The sequence below is a fragment of the Heyndrickxia sp. NPDC080065 genome (genome assembly GCF_050281185.1).
Lineage (GTDB): Bacteria > Bacillota > Bacilli > Bacillales > Bacillaceae_C > Heyndrickxia.
The window spans coordinates 1-18,958 of sequence record NZ_JBNNWS010000028.1; the positions used below are offsets into that span (position 1 = coordinate 1).

Genomic DNA, 18,958 nt, shown 5'->3' on the forward strand with positions numbered 1-18,958 from the left:
ATAGCCTAGAACCTAAATATAACTAAATAATATAAAACCTTCCAAAGTTAGACTAACGGAGGGTTATTTGGCATGCACATTTTAGTATAGCATGAGCTATTTAAAGTTTTTAATGAAATATATTGACAAACTATTAGCTGGTTTAGCTTAATAAATTTTGGTTAAAGAACTCTCAATCGTGCCGTGTACCCAAAAGAACAACGAACAATCCTTGATAGCAACAATATTTACGAAAACAGCGTTTATATTTAATTATCAACAATATTATGTTTAACAGGGCCAATATTAAAACAGTATCTAATACCCACTCTACAAATTCAAACTCTTATTAGTAAGCAAGAAGTAATAAAGCTAACAAGGATTGTTCAATCTACTGATCCGAATGCTTTCATCGCTATACATGATGTTCGTGATGTGTTCGGAGAAGGATTTATTGATATTTCTAAAGCTTAATTAGAGGTTGTTTTAAATTATTTGTTATTCCGAACGAGCTTGGTGAAGGAGGAGTAACTGGTATCACGATTATTACCTACTATTTATTTGAGTGGTCACCAGGTTTAGTCAACTTAATTTTGAATGCATTTCTGCTTATAAAAATATTTACTCAGGCACAAACTCTCACCATTATCTCGTGGAACATTTAAATCGAACAGTAGTATGTTTTTTATTTTAATCAAACTTTATTACATTGAGGATACAGGAATTGGGATGAATGATAAAGAAATGGATCGAATATTTGACCGCTTTTACCAGGCAGACCAAGCACGTACCCGAACAGTCGCAGGTAGCGGCCTGGGCTTATCCATTGTCAAAAAGATTATCGATTTACATGGGGGCCATATCCATGTTAAAAGCCAAGAAAATAAAGGGACTACTTTTATGGTGACCTTGCCGATTTAATAGATTTTACCATGACAACCAGGTTCCTATATTAGATCTCATTAAAAATAAAAAGAATCCATTTTGATAAAAGATTGATCAAAATGGCATTCTTCTTTGAGATGGGATAAGTTGGTTTTTATAAAAAAGTTTGATCATTATTTATTATTTGTCAAATATATACTTAAAGAAAAAAGGTAATCAGAAAAACTAAGTTAATTTATTATTATATTTAACGCAGAGGCAGCTTTAGGCCATCCAACATAAAAGGCCATATGTGTTACCAAAGCAATAATTTCCTTTTCATTAATTCCATTCTTTTCAGCTAATTGCAGATGAAATGGTAGTTGTTCAGTATTGCCGATACTAATTAGTGCAGATAGTGTACATAAACTTCTTTCTCTGGATGTTAAAGTTGGATCTCTCCATATTTTTTCGAATAATATATTTTCGCTATATCCAACAAAATCTGGAGCCATTTCTCTCATATTTTTTGATATATTGGATTCAATTCGATTATTCACTATTCTTTTCCCTCCCTCATATTAACCATTTGTGCTACTCCTTGACCAAATGACCAGTTTTCAGCAGATGACTCGTTTAATGTAATAAAAATATCAGTTGTCGAGATGTTTAAATGATGATAAAAAGCCTCCGATATGGATTGATACAAATTCCTTTTCTGATTTATTGTTCTTCCTGGTGCACATGTAATGGAAATATGTATCATTTTATCTGATCTCTTTTTCTCCCCTTCTAAAAGATAAGCTGGATCGTAAAAAAATTGATTAGATGGATAGGGTAAACACATGTGAAAATAATCATCTTCCGGAATTTTAAAGTGCTCAATTAATGAATGATGAATACTATTGCTCACCTTTTTTAACTCTTCTTTATTCAATAGACCTTCTCGATAATAAACATGGACAAACGGCATATATTCACTCCCTTTCTTATAACCATATTTTACTTCCATGACTTTGATTTGTATAATTGAAAATAAATCATATAATTATCAATAAAACCGATAAAGATGAGGGATCAAAATGGAAATAAAAGAGTTAAATACATTTAAAACGATTGTCGAAGAAGGAACTTTTTCACTTGCGGCTAAAAAATTAAACTATGCTCAGTCAACCGTAACAACACATATAAAAAAACTAGAAAAGGAACTTGGATTTCTTTTATTTGAACGAGGGTGGGATGCCAGGTTAACAATTGAAGGTACTTTATTTGTAGAGGAAGTAGATAACTTGTTAATGCATTGGGATTATTCGATAACTCAAGCGCAGCGTATAAGCAATGAGGAGAAAGGAACATTAAAAATAGGACTAACAGAATCTGTGGCCCAAAAATTAATCCCGTCTATATTAAAATATTTAAACGATGAGAAACCGTACATACATTGTGATTTTGTCGTGGGAAATACATCGCTTTTATCACAAATGATTGATCAAAATAAGATTGATTTTGCTGTTTGTGGAAACAACAAAAATAATTCCAATGTGAATTTCACTCCACTTTGTAAAGAACAAATCGAATTTATTGTCAATAATCCTCATCATCCAATATTAGAAAAAAGGTCCGTTGAAATATCTGATATCATTAATTACCCTATTTTAATTGGAGAGAATAGTTGTTATTATTCTCAATCTGTGAATGCTTTCTTATCAGAAAACCATTTATCCTTTAAAAGAGTCTACAATTGTAGTGCATTACATCTCATTCCACAAATGGTTTTTGGAGATGCAATAGGCATTATCCCTAAAGGAACTAGTTTAGAACAAAGTAATATATCATTTAAGGTTAAGGGATTTGATCCTAAAATGCCTATAGGACTATTAATTTCTTCTAAAAAAGAAAACTATTTGAGCCAGACAAAACAACAAATTATGAAATTGATAGAATCGTCGTTGTTATAAATAAGATTTAGCCTAATAATTATCTAGTATTTGTAGCTGTTCACTTGTAAAAAGTCCAAGATTAGAGCAAGAAATAGGAACACAAGTCTCTGAAACTAACAATAAATGAGACTATAGAGTGCGTGAAATAAAAGTATTATAACCCCTTTTGAATGATGAAAATTCTTTAGATAAAAGAAAATGAATATGCAAGATATCTAATATACAGGAGAGACTTGTAAATGAATAGGTATGATATATTATTTGAATTAATAATTATTTTTATTTCAATATTTGGACTGATTACGCACTCGAGTATTTTTAAAGGAAAATTCAGATCGAATATGTTCCTATATTATACAAATTTAAGTAACCTTTTGGTGCTTTTATATTTCACTTCCCGAATTTTCTTCTCTTTATTGGTTTTTCATAGCGATAATACTCGTTGTTGCTGGGGAAATCTTTCGTTGGGAATAATTGTCGAACAATCTGCGCAGCCATTGTGTTCATAAACTTTGCCTCATCCGCTGCTGTTAATTCATCTAGAATCTCAACCGGAGAGTGAAAGGCACTCAAATCTAATAGGGATGAAGAAATGTTGGAAACAGTTCCCTCTCCCGATGAAGCACCCAGTGTTATTCTTTCACCATAGCGACAAGTAAAGTGTGCAGTTCGTTTCGGATTGTGTACCTTTTGTTTTATATGTGAACACTTTGTCACAAAAATGTCCGGGATGGCGTTTTCTTTTTTATAATGTGTACATACCAAGATTGACTTAGTACTATTTGCACTTATTTGGTAATATCATACACATTCCGGGAGGATTAACATGTTACATACGGAGCAACAGAACACGGAACAGGAGCCAAAAAAGAAAAAGAAAAAATTTGAGATGCCACATATTTATGTCATTTTATTTGTCTTTAGTGCGCTTGCCGCAATTACAACATATTTCATTCCGGCGGGGGAATTTAAACGTGTACCAGGTCCAGAAGGCCGGACAACGATTGACCCAAATTCCTTTCATCATGTTGAACAAACCCCTGTTGGGATTATGGACTTTTTAACGGTTATTCCACGGGGATTGATTGGCGCAGGTGAGGTTGTATTCTTCACGTTTATCATTGGCGGGATGTTTATGGTTCTAAGGCGTACTGGAATCATTGAGATCGCCGTTGATAAACTGGCACGGAAATTCTCGCATAAAAGTATTATGCTCATTCCTGTCTTAACAACCGTGTTTGCCATCATAGCAACATTGATTGGAACAGCTGAATTATCACTTGTCTACATTCCAGTTATCATGCCCCTTATTATTGCACTGGGTTATGATTCAATTACAGCAGCAGCCATTGCACTTTGTGGGACTGTTGTTGGGTTTACAGCAGGTGTACTAAATCCGATTAATACGGGACTTGGACAAAAATTATCGGGATTGCCTGTTTTCTCTGGACTTGGATTACGCTTAATCGTTCTTATTGTGACGGTTACGGCAGCCATTTTATTCATTATCCGTTATGCAAGGAAAATCAAAAAAGATCCAACGCGTAGTCTAGTATATGAAGATGATATAGAAAAACGTGCTTTATATAAAAGTGTTGGAAAAGCTGAAGCCATTTCAGCCACTGCACGGCAAAAGTGGGCAGCGGTTGCAGCGCTTGTATTCTTCGTCATTCTTGTATATGGTGTCATTTCAAAAGGTTGGTTTATGGTTGAAATGGCAGGACTCTTTATCATCATGGGAATTGTCGTTGGAATGATTGCCGGTCTTAAAGTAGGTGAAATTTGCGAAGCCTTTAACCAAGGATTTAAAGATGTTTTAATGGGAGCGTTTATAGTTGGGCTGGCTCGGGCAGTTGCTGTTGTACTAGAAGATGGTAACATTATGGACACAATGGTTCATACGCTTGGTACACTCGTTGGTGATTTGCCACCAGCATTAGCGGCAGTTGGTATGTATGTTGTGCAGGTTTTTATTAACTTTATTATTTCGTCTGGTAGTGGACAAGCGCTTGTAACCATGCCAATAATGGCGCCACTTGCTGATATGGTTGGTGTGACGAGACAAACTGCTGTTCTTGCTTATCAACTTGGTGATGGATTCACTCATATATTTTATCCGACAAGTGGGTACTTCATGGCAGCACTTGCGATTGCGGGTGTGCAATGGCAGAAATGGATTCGTTTCTTCTTCCCATTGTTCCTCATTTGGGCTGGAATTTCGGTTGTGACACTTGTCATCGCCCAATTGATTGGCTGGTCATAATAAATTTTAAAAATAGCATCCATGCTTTTAATTAAAGAATGGATGCTATTTTTTGTTTGGCTGTTTTCGTAAAGATTTTTGCTTTACGTAAACAGCTCCAATACTTAATTAAATTGGTTTCGTGCTCTTTTCTTCATCCAATACTTTTGGTATAGGTGCAAAAATAACCGTAAAAATCCTACTGCCGATTTTTACTTTGTTACAAATAGAAACAAAGTATTAGAAAAGAGCCTTTTGTTTTGAAAGCAAAACTAAATCAACTTATTTAAATCCCAATTTTTGTTTAACATTTTTAGCGTAGGAGCGACTGATAGGTACTATTGATCCATCTTTTAAAATTAAATTATACGCACGATTAAGCCATGGTTCTATGGCGGAAACCTGCTTTAAATTAACGATATAACCACGGTGCACTTGTAAAAAGTCATCGCCTAGATTTTCTAATATTTGATAAAGCAACAGATCTGTTTCATATTTATGCTGGGCGGTTTTAATATACGTTTGGCGATTTTCTGTTCCTATATAGTAAATCTCATCAACTTGTACAATAATCATTCTATCTTCGTCTTTTACCGGAATTGTTTTTGTTCCGTGCAGCTGTGTATCCTCTTGTTGCGGTTTAACACTATGGAACTGTGCGTGTACAAGTAATTTGTCTACAGTTTTACGAAGCCTTGACTCATCAATTGGCTTGACAATGTAATCAACTGCATCAAGATCGAATGCATCAAGTGCATACGCATCATAAGCTGTAGCAAATACAATCATCGGTTGTTTTTTCATATGTTTAAATTGTTTCGCCAGTTCCATTCCATTTCCTTTAGCAAGATGGATGTCAAGGAACACAACATCAGGTTGACATTCATTAATATCCCATAGAGCTTCGTGCATCGTTTCGGACTCGCCAATAATCTCTATATCACCAGTTTCAGTTAATAAATATTTTAATTCCTCTCGTGCAAATTGTTCATCCTCTACTATAAATGCATACAGCATATCTACCTACCCTCTCTATATAATTAAAATTGTATCGGTAATGTAATTGAAACGGTAGTTCCTTGCCTTGGTTTGCTTTCCATGTTAAAAGTAGCATCTCGGCTAAATAAAGCGGTTAGACGCTCCTTAATATTAAAGAGTGCGGACCCACTTCCGTTTTTGGTTGAGTTAACAACACGCTGGCCTAAATCAACGAGCCTTTCTGGTGGCACGCCAATTCCATTGTCGATAACAATTAACTGTAGTTTCGATTCTGTTCGTTGTTTAATGTTGATATGAATTTTGCCAATTCCCTCTAAGTTCTTTAATTCACCATGGGTAATCGCATTTTCTACAAGCGGTTGGAGAATAAAAGGTGGAATGAGAGCATGACTTAGATTCGGATCCATCTCGACGCTAAGTTCAAACCTATCAGGAAATCGAGCTTCTTCTAATGCGAAATAGGCATGGACATTTTCCAATTCTTTTTCGATACGTACAAGACGGTCGGTAAGTCCTGTCAAATTGTTTCTTAAAAAGGTAGATAAATGAAGTAACAATTTACGAGCGAGCATAGGATCCATGCGACAAAGTGCAACAATTGTATTAAGAGCATTGAATAAAAAATGAGGATGAATTTGGGCATGTAGTGCCTTTACTTCGGCATCTTGCAGTAACTTATTATAACGTTCAACCTCTCCCAGCTCTAATTGACTAGAAAATAAATTACTAAGTCCTTCTGCCATTTCTCGTTCAACAGAAGTCATGAGAAATGGATGGCGAAAATAAAATGTTAACGTCCCAATCGTCTTATCTTTCACAAGTAACGGCAATACAATAAATGCCGCCTTATTTACATTTCGCGGATATAATGCATCCGCAAAGGATCGAACGATTTTCATTTTCCCCGTTTTAATTACCTCTTCTCTATATTTAAGCTCAGATGGATTGCTGGTTCCGCCTGTATGAGCTAGCTCTCTAATTCCACGGGTAATTGCCACATGGTCGACATTGGTTAACTGTTGGATAACCTTTGCGGCTTTTGATGCCGTGGATTCGTTTAACCCCTGACGGAAAAGTGAAAGTGTCCGGTTTGCAATCGATAGTGCCGTAGCCGTTTGATTAGCACGTGTTCGTTCCTCAGCCTCAATGACACTATAAAAAGTCATCGCACAAATCCAGATACCAATACTATTGATAACGATAATCGGAATCCCAGTATAGCTAATTAAATGAAGAGCTGTAATGTGCTGGGTAGTAAACAATGGGATAAGTAGAATTTGAATGATAAGAATCAAAATACTAATTAAAAACATAGGTAAAGGGCGAATTAAGCCAATGCCACGCAATTTACGGCCAAATAGCCCTGCCAATCCACCACCGACAAGTGAGGCGATAAAACTGGCATCGCTAATAAATCCACCCATAAAGAAGCGATGTCCACCCGCAATTAAAGCTGACCCAAGTCCAACCCACGGGCCACCAACCAGCCCACCAATGATAATGCCAATATTGCGTGTATCTGCAATGGCATTATTCATTTGAAGTTCAGGATTCCATAGGTTAGAAATTATTACTTGTGCTTCTGGATTGACGACGATGGCTGTATAATTTCCAATGACACCAAATAATCCGAAGAGCATAGTCATTACAAAGCTACCTTTGATGTTTAAATCTCGATAAATCATCTGTCTAAAAATAGGCAGTCGTGTGAAGAGGAAGGCAATAGTGATGATGAGCGTCATTCTTGATAGCATTTGTGATAATAGATCCCACATGTTAAATCCCCGTTTCTTTTCCACTCTTAAATAAATTTCTTTTTTCATAGTACTTCTATTTTTCATAGTAAGGGGTAACTGGCAGCTTGGCAATAAAATCATTTGTGTAAAATTGAACCTGTTAATCTTCAAAGTAATCCATCCTTAGATAGTTCCAATACCTTACAAACCTATATTTTACGATAAACAATAAAAATCCATTTCGAAAAAAAGTGAGCACCGGATGGAACTTTGGCCTAATTGTATAACCACAGAATAGACTTATCACGGTATCCATACCTTCCCTACCATTAAAAAATTCGGATCTTTTAAGTCATATATTTATTAGATTATTTCACCCGTTTATAGGGGATTATAAAATACGGTATTAAAACCGACAACCATCGAGAATGGATAATATTCATTTAAAGGATAAAAATAGAATGATATTCTAAAAAAAGAAAGGGTTCATTATGATTACTGATAAACAAATACTTAACAAGGCGGAAGACCTAAATGGGTTAATTGAAGCCCAATGGATTAATCAAATTTTCCTATCCCCGGCTTGGATATTCCAAGTAGTTTTTATTCTCCTCACATATATCTTGTTTTTCTATCTTGTAGACAAAAAACGAATTACTGAAATACTTCTATATGGATCTTTAGTTGCTGTCGCATTTGTTGTATATGACTCTGTTGGCGAGCAATTTAATTACTGGGCAACCCTGAAGGATGTATTACCCATAAATGTTAACTTTTTTTTGGGTGACGCTACTCTTGTTCCTTTATACGCCATGTTGGTTTATCAATACACTTTCTCTTGGAAACGTTATTTAATTTGGATTGTGGTTTGGGGAGGGATTTTAGCTTTTGGATATTATAACTTGGTGTTAAAATATCTTAAAGTATTTGTTTACATAAAGAAATTTTCTGTAGCAATAGATTTTTCCCTTTTTCTAATCGTGGGTATTATCGCTAGGTGGATTGTAGTTTCTCTTTTAAAATTAGAAAAAAGAAGGAAAGTAAGTTAAGATTTTGCAACAATCTGGCCCTTTAACGGAACAACTTCATATTCAATTAATAGTTCATTAATGCTCCTTTTAATTCAAATGTTCTTTCCTTTTACTATAAAAACGCCCCCCTTTACATAAACATCCAAAGGTGTGAAACGTCGCAACTTTTTTGAAAACATCGTGACTTTATTTCAAATCTACACATATGTAATAAAGTTTGATTAAATTGTACCTACAAAAGCTATATTTATAATAGAGAAAACCCCTCATTTTAAAAAAAGGTTGATCAAAATGCGTGGGTTTGATTTTGGAGTATATCTAGTATTTATAAAAAAGATTGATTAAATTGCTCTATGAAAATCAAATTTAATCATTTCAAATTTGATAAAACTAATGTAAGGGCTTTTTAAATTATTGATTATAATATCATTTTTTCTGTACTCATTTTCTTAATAAATATTTTAAAGGATTTAAATCATATGTAGGAATTTTGAGTTGCTTTTCTATATTGTTTAAAACTTCACACATGTTGTATTAATTAATATCATTCATATTTTGGATCAGATTATCGATACCTACAAAATTTAATGAATATATTTGTTGTTATTGATTCATTAAAAATATATAAGCGAATTTTTCCAAATGCACCATAAGCATCTTCTCCTAATTTATGATATAACCATTTGAATTCGTTCCCCATAGTGCACCCCCCGAATAAAAAAAATAACTTCATACGGATTTGATACCCAAAAAGGTCATTAATAATCAAACTTTATTATAAATGATCAATCTTTTTCACAAAACCACAAATCTTGTCTCGATGCAACTCAAACGGAACCTATATCCATTTCAAACACTTATTATTACAATCTGGAGAAGTAGAAATTATACAACTCAACTCTGACCCAATTTGAATCTCTTGTAGTTTAATGTGTACAACTAGTCGTGACCCTACCTTAATGTAGAACCCTATTTTGAGTGCAACTTTTATGCAGCGATAGTAACTTTACATATATGCAACTGACGGTTGACAAACAGCCATGCAGGATTGCTAGAAAGGCAACCGAAGGATTTGCTATAGTAATACTCATAAAAGGAGTGTTTATTATGACGATATCAGAAAGAATTCAAAATTTGAGAAAGGCAAGAGGGATATCTCAAGAAGGGCTTGCAGATAAAATAGGCGTATCACGACAAGCAGTTTCGAAATGGGAAAGTAAACAATCTTCTCCCGATTTGGATAAAATAGTTCTGTTGAGCGATTTCTTTGAAGTTACTACAGATTATCTTCTTAAAGGTACTGAAAATGAAAAAAAACAAACGAAAAATATAAATGCTCATATTTTTACAGCGATAGCTACAGGGCTTAATTTTATTGGTTTAATCTTAGCTTGGTTATTTTGGTACGAAAAACAGCAAGTAATGGTAGCAATTGCAATTGGGTTTATTTTTATAGCACTTGGTCTTATGATTTTTGCAGTAGGTATGAATTTTTCCTCAAAAGAATCTAAGATAACCGCAAAGAGAAATTTTTGGTTAATTAATATATGGCTCATTAGTTATATTCCGTTGTTTCTTACCTACAACATCTTATATACACACACACTCGCTCCATATAAGATGTCACCTAGGTCATATATTGTCGACATGCCATTTTGGATTGTCTATATTCTGGTATGTTCATCGGTTATGTTTTTTCAAATTAAACCTAACTCTACAAAATGAGCCGATTGTCTCTTAGAGCAAAACCACTCAATTTTGCGAGATTTTGGTTAATCTCATTAATCGGGCCGCCTTTTGGACTTTAACTGTCCGTAAGGCGGTTCTTTGTATAGGTCTAAATGAGTTCACTTTTTACGATTTCATCCGAAATATCATGAGTAATGGTGGATATGCAGACGAGATTCGTCGTTTTAATTCTCTTTCAGTGAGTATAGCCACCTATGGAACACCTCTTCGGCTAATCATGATCAAAGAGGTGAGCTTCGCAACTTTTTTACAAACGTAGCGATTTTATTCAAAGCATTGCGACTTTATTTCAATCCACACTCTCATGTAGTCAAGTTTATTATAGTCAGCCTTATGATTTTGGCAAAAAATTAAATATAGTTAAGAATTTAACAGAAAATAGTGGTTCAAAGTCAAACTAATGCATTAAACAATAAACCTTTTCTAAAGCAACAAAAAGTGACAACAGTTATTATAAGTTTTTTCCTTATCTAATATCTGTATTAGATTATGGATTCAAAACTGAAGAACATTTTCAAGATAACAAAAAACCTTGATACAACAAGTGCCCTAGCTGTATCAAGGTGACATATGATGCCACAACATCTTTTAATTATGTGACAAATACAATAAATATAAGTTGTGACAAGATTAGTTATAACTCACATACAAAAAGTGTAGCTTTGAAATAAAGTTTGATTAAAATGTGCTACAAACGTTAATCTTATAATGGAAGAAAAACTTGCATTTTGAAAAAAGATTGATCAAAACACGAGACCTAATTTTCTACTACTATATTCGTTTTTATAAAAAAGTTTAATCAAACTTCAATTCGTTTGTTTTGTTCTTCAAATTCCTTAATAACCATATTTAAGTTAGCAATTGCATCAATAAACTTGTTATAAAAATTACGTTCCTGATTTTTCATATTCAAAACGTTAGTTGATGTGAGTCCCCTTTCATTAAGTTCATTTATAAATTGTTTAGATACCCTGGACAGTTCAGTTAATTCATCCATTACATAAACATAGAACGTTTTAGTGCCTCGTTTCTCCATACGTACATTCTTTATTGGTATATGGTCCATCTTATTAACAACTCCACGTAATACACCTGTACGATCTTTATTATTTTCGTCTACAAGATCCTCACCAAATCGACCTTTTAATTGATTAAACAGTTCATTAAATTGTAATCCCTCATGAACATTGGAAATGTTTTTTAAAATGTTAGGGATTTCATTTCGGACTTTAGTTGTAATATTTAAATTTTCATCCATAATAATCATCTTCCCTTCAACTTCTCTTGTTTTTCTTAAATCTAATTTTAAATCCTAAAATTAGATTTGTAAACCTATTTATTTTTTAAAAAACCTAATTTTAGGTAAATAAACCCGATATAAGAATAATTATATTTATTTGACCAACAACTTTATAAAAAAAGTGTATTTTGAATCAATAATTTGATTCAAAATACACTTTTACGTGTAAAATATTAACTTCTATAAGGAATCTTCAATAACCCGTCTATCTTCAATTTCTAACTTATATACTTTGTAAACTATATCATTCAAAAGTCCTTCTAAAAAAGAAACATTTGGTCTTTTTTTTAATATTTCATCTACTATCTCTACAATTTCTATATACTCCTTAGTTTCCCTATTTAAAAACACTAAAGGATACTGTTTCATTATCGGAGCTTGAAATCTATATTTTTTTGATTGTAGATGTGTTGAATTTATCTGTCTATGACAAAAGTTTAGAACATTACTATTTAAAATTCCTAGTAAATATTTATAATCACTTAATATATAATCATTTTTTAGCTTTATACCATATACAGTTCCATTATAAAAATACCCCTGTGTATCTAATGAAAATTTGTTATATGAAGCAAGGTCTGGAGTTAATATTTTTATACCACTAAATAAACTAAATGAACGTGAGGTCCAGTGTTCAAACCAATTTTTACTACTATGTTCCGCAAAATACGACCTATTGCTTAGCTCTGCTTTGTATTCTAAAAGATATTTCTTAACATTAGGATAATCATCTAATTGTATAGGAGTTGATACTCCATCTATATTCTCATAGGGATACAATACATTAGTATCCTGATTTCTTTGATTTCCTGACCAAGCATAAGTCCATTTTTCTAGATTTCTTCCTCTTAATAATGGATATAATACTTCTTTTTCAAGCTTTTTTTCTTGCACAAATTCATTTGTCATTTCTTTACAAAATATAGTATCCGCTGTAGTTTGTACACCAATAGAAACTTCACTAATGATATCTTTTAAGAAGATATTTGAGTTATCTTGAATTTTTTTTAATACTTGTTCACTAGCACCCTCTACATATCTCCATTTCCCGTCAATTATAACATTTCCAAGTCTTTTTTTACTAAATGACTCTGTTTCAATAATTACTTTAAACCAATCTGGACTATTATTAATACTGTTACCATTAATATTTTTTTCAAAAAAATATACTGCGGATAACACTGCAGCTTCGAATGGAAATATTGAACTTAAATCATATACTCTTAAAAGTTTAGAGGTATTATCTACATATTCTCGTATGCCCTTTCCATACTGAGTTGCCATGAACTTATCAGAGCATAAAACAATTACTTTTCCCGAATCCTTAACTAACCTTAAACTCTTTTCAATAAATAGTGGATATAAATCAAATCGACCTGTTGCAGAATAATAAATTCCTCTTAATTTCTCACGTATATCTTGATCAATTAATTGATACCTTAAATACGGAGGATTGGTAATTACTAAATCGAAACTATTATCTTTGAGAAATTCATGCCCACCTAGCAAGGAATCTACTTGATAAATAGGGAACTTTGCATTTGGATCTATTGTTTCTTGATAATATACAAGTTCCATTAATATTTTCAATTTAGTTATTAGACAAGGAACTTCTTGAATATCTACCCCAACAATAAACTTACCTGCTATTAAACTATTTATTATATCTTGATTAGATTTAAAAGAACCCTTTTTTAAAAAATTACCTAAAATTCTTATCAAGAAATTCCCTGAACCACAAGCAGGATCAATAATTCTCTTTGTAGATTCCAAGTTATCCCCTAATTCCGTTAAAATAAATTCAACGAGTTCATTTTGGGTATAATGCTCTCCCAATTTTTTTCTTTGTTCTTTTTCAGAACAAAGTATATATATACTCCCTAATATATCTTCAGTAGTATAAAATGGAGGACGTTTCTTCAACCAATTAAAAAAGAACAGTAGATTCTCATTTTCTAAATCCAATTCACTAAATATATCTTTATTCAATTTATTCATGGCCTCTATTTTTAATTCTTTAAAATCTATACTATTCAAACCCTTATTCCAAGTATTAATTTCAATATACCTGGAACAAAAAGAAATTGCGTATAATAAATAGAAATTTTTTAAATCGGACGCTTTAACACCTTTATTTCTTCTTATTTGTTCAACAGTTTCAAAAATATATTTTTTCGCCATCATGTACAAACCCTAATTAACGCATCAATTATTTGTTGCTCTATTGTTTCTTTATCTGCACTAACACACAATATACAAGGCTTTTTTATTAAATTATCAGTATGTCCCCATGTAACTTCACTTCGATTTGAATCATTCCCATTATTTTCAAAATAAGCTACTGCTAAAAATCCTGTGAAGATATCCGCATAACGTTGGGAGATTTTGGTTTTTATATCTCTTTTTACTCTGTTGAATTCATGCGCATTTCTTTTTGTCTCTACAGCAACAATATATTCACGACCAGTTTTTTCATTTTTTAATCTAATTAGTAAATCAATATCTCTTGAACCACTTGTAGGTTTGCCACTTCTTATAAGATCGAACTGCAAGTCAGTCAACAATTCGATAATTTTCAATTCATTTTCACTCGAGTTAACTCTTTCTTGTACACTATTAAAAATGTCTTCAACATAATCTTGATGCCAGAAAGCTCGAACATAATGTAATAAATGTTGAGGAGGCGAATATATATTTTCTACCCTAGTTAATTCAATAATTCTTTCTGGATTCCCTTTATCATTCTCTTTAAAAATTAATCCAGAAGAAGCATCCACCCAAACACTCGTATCCACCAAGTTATTTTTTATGACTCTATTATATTTTTGTAAAAATCTAGTGATGTTATTCATATTTGATATATTTGAGTATTGTTCTTCCTTTAAATAGCCCTTATCTAACAAGTCTTTTAAAACCAATCGAATTTTACCATCTTTATCTTTAGATTTAGTCATGGTTAAAAATGATTTCATTAAAGTATTTTTTGACAGATGTTTTTTATTCTCTCTATAGCCACTTGAGATTTTTCTACTTAATAACCACTTCCAATTAATATTATCTTCCCATCCAACATCGGTAAATAATACGCTTGTTTTATCAATCAAATACTTTAGCATATCAAAATTAAAAGCTTTTATAGTCACTTTCATTGAATGAGAAAACTTCATATAACCAATAAATGCTACTCCAAAATTGAGAGTTTTCAAAGTAAAAATAGCTATATTTTCACAACGAATATTATGAATAAGAGGTGTCTTAGAGTATGTTTGTTCTGCATAATCAATTTTTTTTAACAGATTATGTTCTGTATCATATTCCTCAACTTCACTGTCTTGTATTCTTACCAATTGGGACAAGAACTCTTCTTCACTTAAATTACTATTATTAATATTAAACTCAAATATTATTTCTTCTGATTCATAGAAATCTAACTCAAATTCATCCTCTATATAGTCATCTTTCATTTTTACTATTTCACAAAATTTATCCTGTAATTGTTCAATTTCATCTTCAGGTGGCGCCTCATTTATATCAAATATTATTGAATTCTTAATAATAAACTTGTACTTACATTTATATTCTTCCAAAACATCTTTAATTTCATCTTCACTAATTTCAATACTATCAGGAATTGTTAAATCTATGAAAAACCATTTTCTATTTTGTGACATACATATAACCCTTTCAAAGTCATTTTATATCATTTATAACTCTTTCTAATTCAGAAACCATTTTTTCTTTTGAAACCTCGTCCTTAACATTCTTATATGCAAAGAGGTTATATAATTCAAGTTCAGTAATAGCTAATCCATGAATATCTGGGTGAAGACTTAGCATCTGGACAATCGCTTTTGTTTCCCATTGCTTTTGATATATAAATATAGTTTCAAAATCAGCGTCCTTAGAACTCAAATTATCTTTATATTTAATACACTTATCGATACTAGTCGCTAAACTTTTAGAATTAGAAACTGTTGAAATATACAACAATTTTTTAGTCCCCCCGCTAGAGACAAATAAAACTGATCCTAACTCATCTTTTAAATGTAGTTTTTCATATCCTAATTCCATTAATAATTTTTCCAAGGAGCTTTTAATGATACCCGTTTTAGCATTATGATGAGCATCTTCCCATTGTTTTTTCACTTCTTGAATCATTTTTTCATACTCTATACGAGTATCAGTAGAAATTTCTAATGTTTGTTTATTCATACGTAGATCATCCATTATACCTAACATATTTAATATTGCATCTCTATAACTTATTGGTTGCGCCGTATCTCCACCTAATCTTTCTAAAAATCGTTTTCTCATTTCCAACTCATTTTTAGCATAAATATCATAATCATAGGCAACTTTATATCTAACAGACAACTCACTAAATAGTTCCTTAAATTCAAAAAGATCTGCAGGGCTAAATTCGCTTAAAGCATTGACCTGATGCTGGATTCTTGACCATAATGCTAATTCTGCGCTTCCTACCTTCTCTTGTAAGTGCCCTTCATATTGTTCAGTAACAGAAGTAATCAATACAAGGCTCGCCGGATCAAATCTAACAGCTTCATCTATAAAAGCTTTATAACTTGTAAAGAAATTCCTACGTGCAGCGGGAGTTAAGGAAAGATATGCATGCTCAAACTCGTCTAATAAAACTAATAAATACCCATCCTTCTTTTTATACTGCAAGAAAAATTGAATTATCTTTATGTAATCTGAATCACTTAAATTTTTGATCCCTAGTCTTGATAATTCAGTTCTTCCATGCGAAGCACCCATTACCCTGATAGCTGCACTTTCTTTTTTCGTTTTTGCACAAACTTCATACAATAATCTTGCTAAATCGCTCGACACCTTATATCTATTACATAATATACCTATCACTAGATCTTGTTCGCCGTCTAATTCCCCTTCGAATTCTTTGGCTAATAAATTCATTGCATAAGTGAAGTCTTCATAATATTGTTGAAAAATCTTTGAAACTATCATTTTTACAAAGCTATGTTTAACAGTACTAGTTTCTTGCACTTGAAATTTCACCATGTAAAAATTACCATTTTCATTCATTCTTGACTCAATCCAGTTCAAAAAATGAGTTTTCCCACCACCCACTTTTCCTGTTAAAACAATATGTTCAAATCCGTATCCATGCATACAATCTGTTAACTTTTGAGTTAAACGACTCTTTGTTTCATTTTGATTTATAATAAAAGTTGGCTTTTCAGGTGGTTGCGAATTTTTCATCCCATTTATTTCTTTAATAACCATTTTCTTTTCTAAATTGGTTTCATTTACAAATAAATTCTCAATAAATTGGATTAATTCCATTTTACTCCTCCTAAAAAAATTAAAGTTTAAAGTTCTCCTTTATTTTCAAATAATAAAATTTCTTATCAGCTATCTGAACATATCCTTTAGAAGCAAAGTCATTATTAACCGTAGAGAACGATGTACGTGAGGATAATATTGGATCAAAATATAATTGACTTATAAAATCTTTAAATTCCTTTTTCTCTATATTTTTCTCTTTTATCATTTCATTTTGTAGCTCAACCAGTGTAATATTTTTATCATATTGATTATTAGTAAGTATTAAATATAGCTTCTGTAAATGCTTTAAAAAACTAATATAATTACTATATTGTTCAAAAGGATTATCAACAGTGTCCCTCTGACAAATCTTTATTATTCGCATCAAACCAAATAGTTTCTCCCTATTTGTAGATAATTTTCCTTCCTCATAACCTAATTCATATAATTCTTCTAAAAGCTTTGGTTTTGATAATTTAAATTCAGGATCGATAAAACATATATCTTTACAAACCTTAAATAACTCTGGAATCCGATAAACTAAATATAATATTAATCCGTCTACAGGCCTTTTTAAATCTAAATATAATTGGGTCTCCCAGGTGAGACTAAATTCTGAAGTTCCTTCGATTATATTTAATTTTTTTAGTTCCTTAATAGTAATATTTGTTCTTGAAGAACGTTTACCGATTAATTCACTAACAAAATTCTTGAGCAATTCATTTGAAATAGGTTGATTATAATCTATATGAATTAGAATTTTTTCAAGTACTTCCATAGAAGGAGGAAATTCATATAAAGGATACATCTTCACTACATTACCTCCCAGTCTTTATATCGATAAAATTATTTTATCGATAAATAACTCTTAATGTCAAATTATCTTTATAAAAAGTACCAAATTCTACATTTGTGAAAAACCTTATGCTTTCAATTAAAAACTAAATCCGACTGATTTAAATATTTTTTATTAGTTTACCCAATCATATTACGCTATTATTCACTAATTTAAGGTTTAAAAAATCAAAGCTATTTTAATCGATTAGTAGCCATAAAATTTTTATAAAATTAACGAAAGAAAATACATTTTTACATTTTAAATAATGATTTATTGTCCTAAATTTCTATCCCTAACTAACCCCATATTTTTAAAGTTTTATTGATATAATAATTTATTTAGTAACATTTTCCCTCTATGATATATCCCTTTAAAACTATGCTTTGCTTTAATAACATTAATACCTTGCTTTTCAATACTCCGGATTGACTTACTTGTCCAAGTACCACTAACATTAACCAAATTTATAAGTAAACTATTGTATATAGATTCCCAATTATTTATTGAGAATGAAGACATAATTAACGTCGATAAAGACCGATTTTCCCTTTCAACTTCGATAACATAGAACTTTTTTCCATTAGCCATATATACTTCAACAACTACATAGCGTCTTTTGGTAATACCATCACTTAATCTCATGAATTTTCGTTCACCCATCCCATCGGGAAGCACATTGATAAATAGTTGGATTACTTTTACTTGTGGAGACTGTTCTATTACTTTCAATACATTAATAAAATCTTGTAGTTCTCCTTGGACTTGAATCTCATGAACATGTGATGTTCTAATCCTCGCGCCAACTGTTCCCCTCCAACATCTGCTGTGGAACGAATAGAATCATTGTTAATATAGTATTTCTTCGTATTTTCATCTTCTTTAGTTCGTTGCTTAGTAGAATTATCTTTAACACGATTAATTTTAGGTACTTTTGTATATTCATGCTTTAATTGATTCATTTGGATCAAATCAA

General features: G+C 31.8%; 18 protein-coding genes and 2 pseudogenes. 7 read left to right on the forward strand and 13 right to left on the reverse strand.

Annotation, left to right across the window (positions count from 1 at the left end; all coding sequences use genetic code 11):
• Window positions 1–327 precede the first annotated feature (327 nt).
• The 3 genes and pseudogenes from ACQKP0_RS23420 to ACQKP0_RS23430 all read left to right on the forward strand — a co-directional run.
• Window positions 328–453, forward strand: a pseudogene (locus tag ACQKP0_RS23420) (DUF2179 domain-containing protein); the annotation flags it as partial.
• Window positions 454–470: 17 nt separating this feature from the next.
• Window positions 471–593 (forward strand): annotated as a pseudogene (locus ACQKP0_RS23425) (YitT family protein); the annotation flags it as partial.
• Window positions 594–657: 64 nt separating this feature from the next.
• Window positions 658–900, forward strand: a complete 243-nt coding sequence (locus tag ACQKP0_RS23430) for a sensor histidine kinase (protein ID WP_427408234.1) — start codon at window positions 658–660, stop codon at window positions 898–900.
• Window positions 901–1,094: 194 nt separating this feature from the next.
• On the opposite strand, the gene ACQKP0_RS23435 is transcribed toward ACQKP0_RS23430, so the two are convergent.
• Both ACQKP0_RS23435 and ACQKP0_RS23440 read right to left on the reverse strand, forming a co-directional pair.
• Window positions 1,095–1,403: a carboxymuconolactone decarboxylase family protein gene (locus ACQKP0_RS23435; RefSeq protein WP_427408235.1), complete on the reverse strand. Its 309-nt coding sequence runs from the start codon at window positions 1,401–1,403 to the stop codon at window positions 1,095–1,097.
• Window positions 1,403–1,816, reverse strand: a complete 414-nt coding sequence (locus ACQKP0_RS23440; protein WP_427408236.1) for a tautomerase family protein — start codon at window positions 1,814–1,816, stop codon at window positions 1,403–1,405. Before ACQKP0_RS23440 ends, ACQKP0_RS23435 begins: the two co-directional genes overlap by 1 nt.
• Window positions 1,817–1,925: 109 nt before the next feature.
• On the opposite strand from ACQKP0_RS23440, the gene ACQKP0_RS23445 reads away from it, so the two are divergent.
• Window positions 1,926–2,801, forward strand: a complete 876-nt coding sequence (locus ACQKP0_RS23445) for a LysR family transcriptional regulator (protein ID WP_427408237.1) — start codon at window positions 1,926–1,928, stop codon at window positions 2,799–2,801.
• Between the two features lie 372 nt (window positions 2,802–3,173).
• On the opposite strand, the gene ACQKP0_RS23450 is transcribed toward ACQKP0_RS23445, so the two are convergent.
• Window positions 3,174–3,500 (reverse strand): hypothetical protein, encoded by a 327-nt coding sequence (locus tag ACQKP0_RS23450; protein ID WP_427408238.1) that lies wholly within the window; start codon window positions 3,498–3,500, stop codon window positions 3,174–3,176.
• 109 nt (window positions 3,501–3,609) lie between these two features.
• On the opposite strand from ACQKP0_RS23450, the gene ACQKP0_RS23455 reads away from it, so the two are divergent.
• Window positions 3,610–5,046 (forward strand): YfcC family protein, encoded by a 1,437-nt coding sequence (locus tag ACQKP0_RS23455; RefSeq protein ID WP_427408239.1) that lies wholly within the window; start codon window positions 3,610–3,612, stop codon window positions 5,044–5,046.
• 261 nt (window positions 5,047–5,307) lie between these two features.
• On the opposite strand, the gene ACQKP0_RS23460 is transcribed toward ACQKP0_RS23455, so the two are convergent.
• Together ACQKP0_RS23460 and ACQKP0_RS23465 are read right to left on the reverse strand one after the other, a co-directional pair.
• On the reverse strand, window positions 5,308–6,042 hold the full coding sequence (locus tag ACQKP0_RS23460) for a LytR/AlgR family response regulator transcription factor (protein ID WP_427408240.1): 735 nt from the start codon (window positions 6,040–6,042) through the stop codon (window positions 5,308–5,310).
• A 23-nt stretch (window positions 6,043–6,065) separates the two neighbouring features.
• Window positions 6,066–7,847: a LytS/YhcK type 5TM receptor domain-containing protein gene (locus tag ACQKP0_RS23465; RefSeq protein WP_427408241.1), complete on the reverse strand. Its 1,782-nt coding sequence runs from the start codon at window positions 7,845–7,847 to the stop codon at window positions 6,066–6,068.
• Between the two features lie 404 nt (window positions 7,848–8,251).
• Between ACQKP0_RS23465 and ACQKP0_RS23470 the strand changes: the two genes are divergently transcribed.
• Entirely contained in the window at window positions 8,252–8,809 is a 558-nt protein-coding gene (locus ACQKP0_RS23470) for a hypothetical protein (RefSeq protein WP_427408242.1), read from the forward strand.
• Window positions 8,810–9,356: 547 nt separating this feature from the next.
• Here ACQKP0_RS23470 and ACQKP0_RS23475 read toward each other — a convergent pair.
• Window positions 9,357–9,491 (reverse strand): hypothetical protein, encoded by a 135-nt coding sequence (locus ACQKP0_RS23475; protein ID WP_427408243.1) that lies wholly within the window; start codon window positions 9,489–9,491, stop codon window positions 9,357–9,359.
• A 407-nt stretch (window positions 9,492–9,898) separates the two neighbouring features.
• On the opposite strand from ACQKP0_RS23475, the gene ACQKP0_RS23480 reads away from it, so the two are divergent.
• The gene (locus tag ACQKP0_RS23480; RefSeq protein WP_427408244.1) at window positions 9,899–10,516 is read left to right on the forward strand and encodes a helix-turn-helix domain-containing protein; all 618 of its coding nucleotides are present in this window, start codon (window positions 9,899–9,901) and stop codon (window positions 10,514–10,516) included.
• A gap of 823 nt (window positions 10,517–11,339) precedes the next feature.
• Here the strand turns inward: ACQKP0_RS23480 and ACQKP0_RS23485 are convergent.
• The 7 genes from ACQKP0_RS23485 to ACQKP0_RS23515 form a co-directional block, all read right to left on the reverse strand.
• Entirely contained in the window at window positions 11,340–11,798 is a 459-nt protein-coding gene (locus ACQKP0_RS23485; RefSeq protein ID WP_427408245.1) for a hypothetical protein, read from the reverse strand.
• A gap of 222 nt (window positions 11,799–12,020) precedes the next feature.
• Window positions 12,021–14,021: an Eco57I restriction-modification methylase domain-containing protein gene (locus ACQKP0_RS23490; protein ID WP_427408246.1), complete on the reverse strand. Its 2,001-nt coding sequence runs from the start codon at window positions 14,019–14,021 to the stop codon at window positions 12,021–12,023.
• Window positions 14,021–15,511 carry a hypothetical protein gene (locus ACQKP0_RS23495; RefSeq protein ID WP_427408247.1) on the reverse strand — a complete coding sequence of 497 codons (1,491 nt, stop codon included), beginning with the start codon at window positions 15,509–15,511 and terminating at the stop codon, window positions 14,021–14,023. Before ACQKP0_RS23495 ends, ACQKP0_RS23490 begins: the two co-directional genes overlap by 1 nt.
• Window positions 15,512–15,530: 19 nt before the next feature.
• Window positions 15,531–17,165, reverse strand: a complete 1,635-nt coding sequence (locus ACQKP0_RS23500) for a P-loop NTPase fold protein (RefSeq protein ID WP_427408248.1) — start codon at window positions 17,163–17,165, stop codon at window positions 15,531–15,533.
• Between the two features lie 19 nt (window positions 17,166–17,184).
• The gene (locus ACQKP0_RS23505) at window positions 17,185–17,961 is read right to left on the reverse strand and encodes a hypothetical protein (RefSeq protein WP_427408249.1); all 777 of its coding nucleotides are present in this window, start codon (window positions 17,959–17,961) and stop codon (window positions 17,185–17,187) included.
• Window positions 17,962–18,303: 342 nt separating this feature from the next.
• Window positions 18,304–18,714, reverse strand: coding sequence for a Tn7-like element transposition protein TnsE (locus ACQKP0_RS23510; protein ID WP_427408250.1), 411 nt, complete (start codon window positions 18,712–18,714; stop codon window positions 18,304–18,306).
• Window positions 18,711–18,953, reverse strand: a complete 243-nt coding sequence (locus ACQKP0_RS23515) for a hypothetical protein (RefSeq protein ID WP_427408251.1) — start codon at window positions 18,951–18,953, stop codon at window positions 18,711–18,713. Before ACQKP0_RS23515 ends, ACQKP0_RS23510 begins: the two co-directional genes overlap by 4 nt.
• Window positions 18,954–18,958: the final 5 nt, after the last annotated feature.

Excerpts from the sequence above, each read along its gene's own strand:
- ACQKP0_RS23475 (WP_427408243.1), bottom strand. The coding sequence starts at position 9,491 with ATGGGGAACGAATTCAAATGGTTATATCATAAATTAGGAGAAGATGCT.
- ACQKP0_RS23455 (WP_427408239.1), top strand. The coding sequence starts at position 3,610 with ATGTTACATACGGAGCAACAGAACACGGAACAGGAGCCAAAAAAGAAA.
- ACQKP0_RS23490 (WP_427408246.1), bottom strand. The coding sequence starts at position 14,021 with ATGGCGAAAAAATATATTTTTGAAACTGTTGAACAAATAAGAAGAAAT.
- ACQKP0_RS23480 (WP_427408244.1), top strand. The coding sequence starts at position 9,899 with ATGACGATATCAGAAAGAATTCAAAATTTGAGAAAGGCAAGAGGGATA.
- ACQKP0_RS23445 (WP_427408237.1), top strand. The coding sequence starts at position 1,926 with ATGGAAATAAAAGAGTTAAATACATTTAAAACGATTGTCGAAGAAGGA.
- ACQKP0_RS23430 (WP_427408234.1), top strand. The coding sequence starts at position 658 with ATGTTTTTTATTTTAATCAAACTTTATTACATTGAGGATACAGGAATT.
- ACQKP0_RS23465 (WP_427408241.1), bottom strand. The coding sequence starts at position 7,847 with ATGAAAAAAGAAATTTATTTAAGAGTGGAAAAGAAACGGGGATTTAAC.
- ACQKP0_RS23495 (WP_427408247.1), bottom strand. The coding sequence starts at position 15,511 with ATGTCACAAAATAGAAAATGGTTTTTCATAGATTTAACAATTCCTGAT.
- ACQKP0_RS23500 (WP_427408248.1), bottom strand. The coding sequence starts at position 17,165 with ATGGAATTAATCCAATTTATTGAGAATTTATTTGTAAATGAAACCAAT.
- ACQKP0_RS23485 (WP_427408245.1), bottom strand. The coding sequence starts at position 11,798 with ATGGATGAAAATTTAAATATTACAACTAAAGTCCGAAATGAAATCCCT.
- ACQKP0_RS23470 (WP_427408242.1), top strand. The coding sequence starts at position 8,252 with ATGATTACTGATAAACAAATACTTAACAAGGCGGAAGACCTAAATGGG.
- ACQKP0_RS23460 (WP_427408240.1), bottom strand. The coding sequence starts at position 6,042 with ATGCTGTATGCATTTATAGTAGAGGATGAACAATTTGCACGAGAGGAA.
- ACQKP0_RS23440 (WP_427408236.1), bottom strand. The coding sequence starts at position 1,816 with ATGCCGTTTGTCCATGTTTATTATCGAGAAGGTCTATTGAATAAAGAA.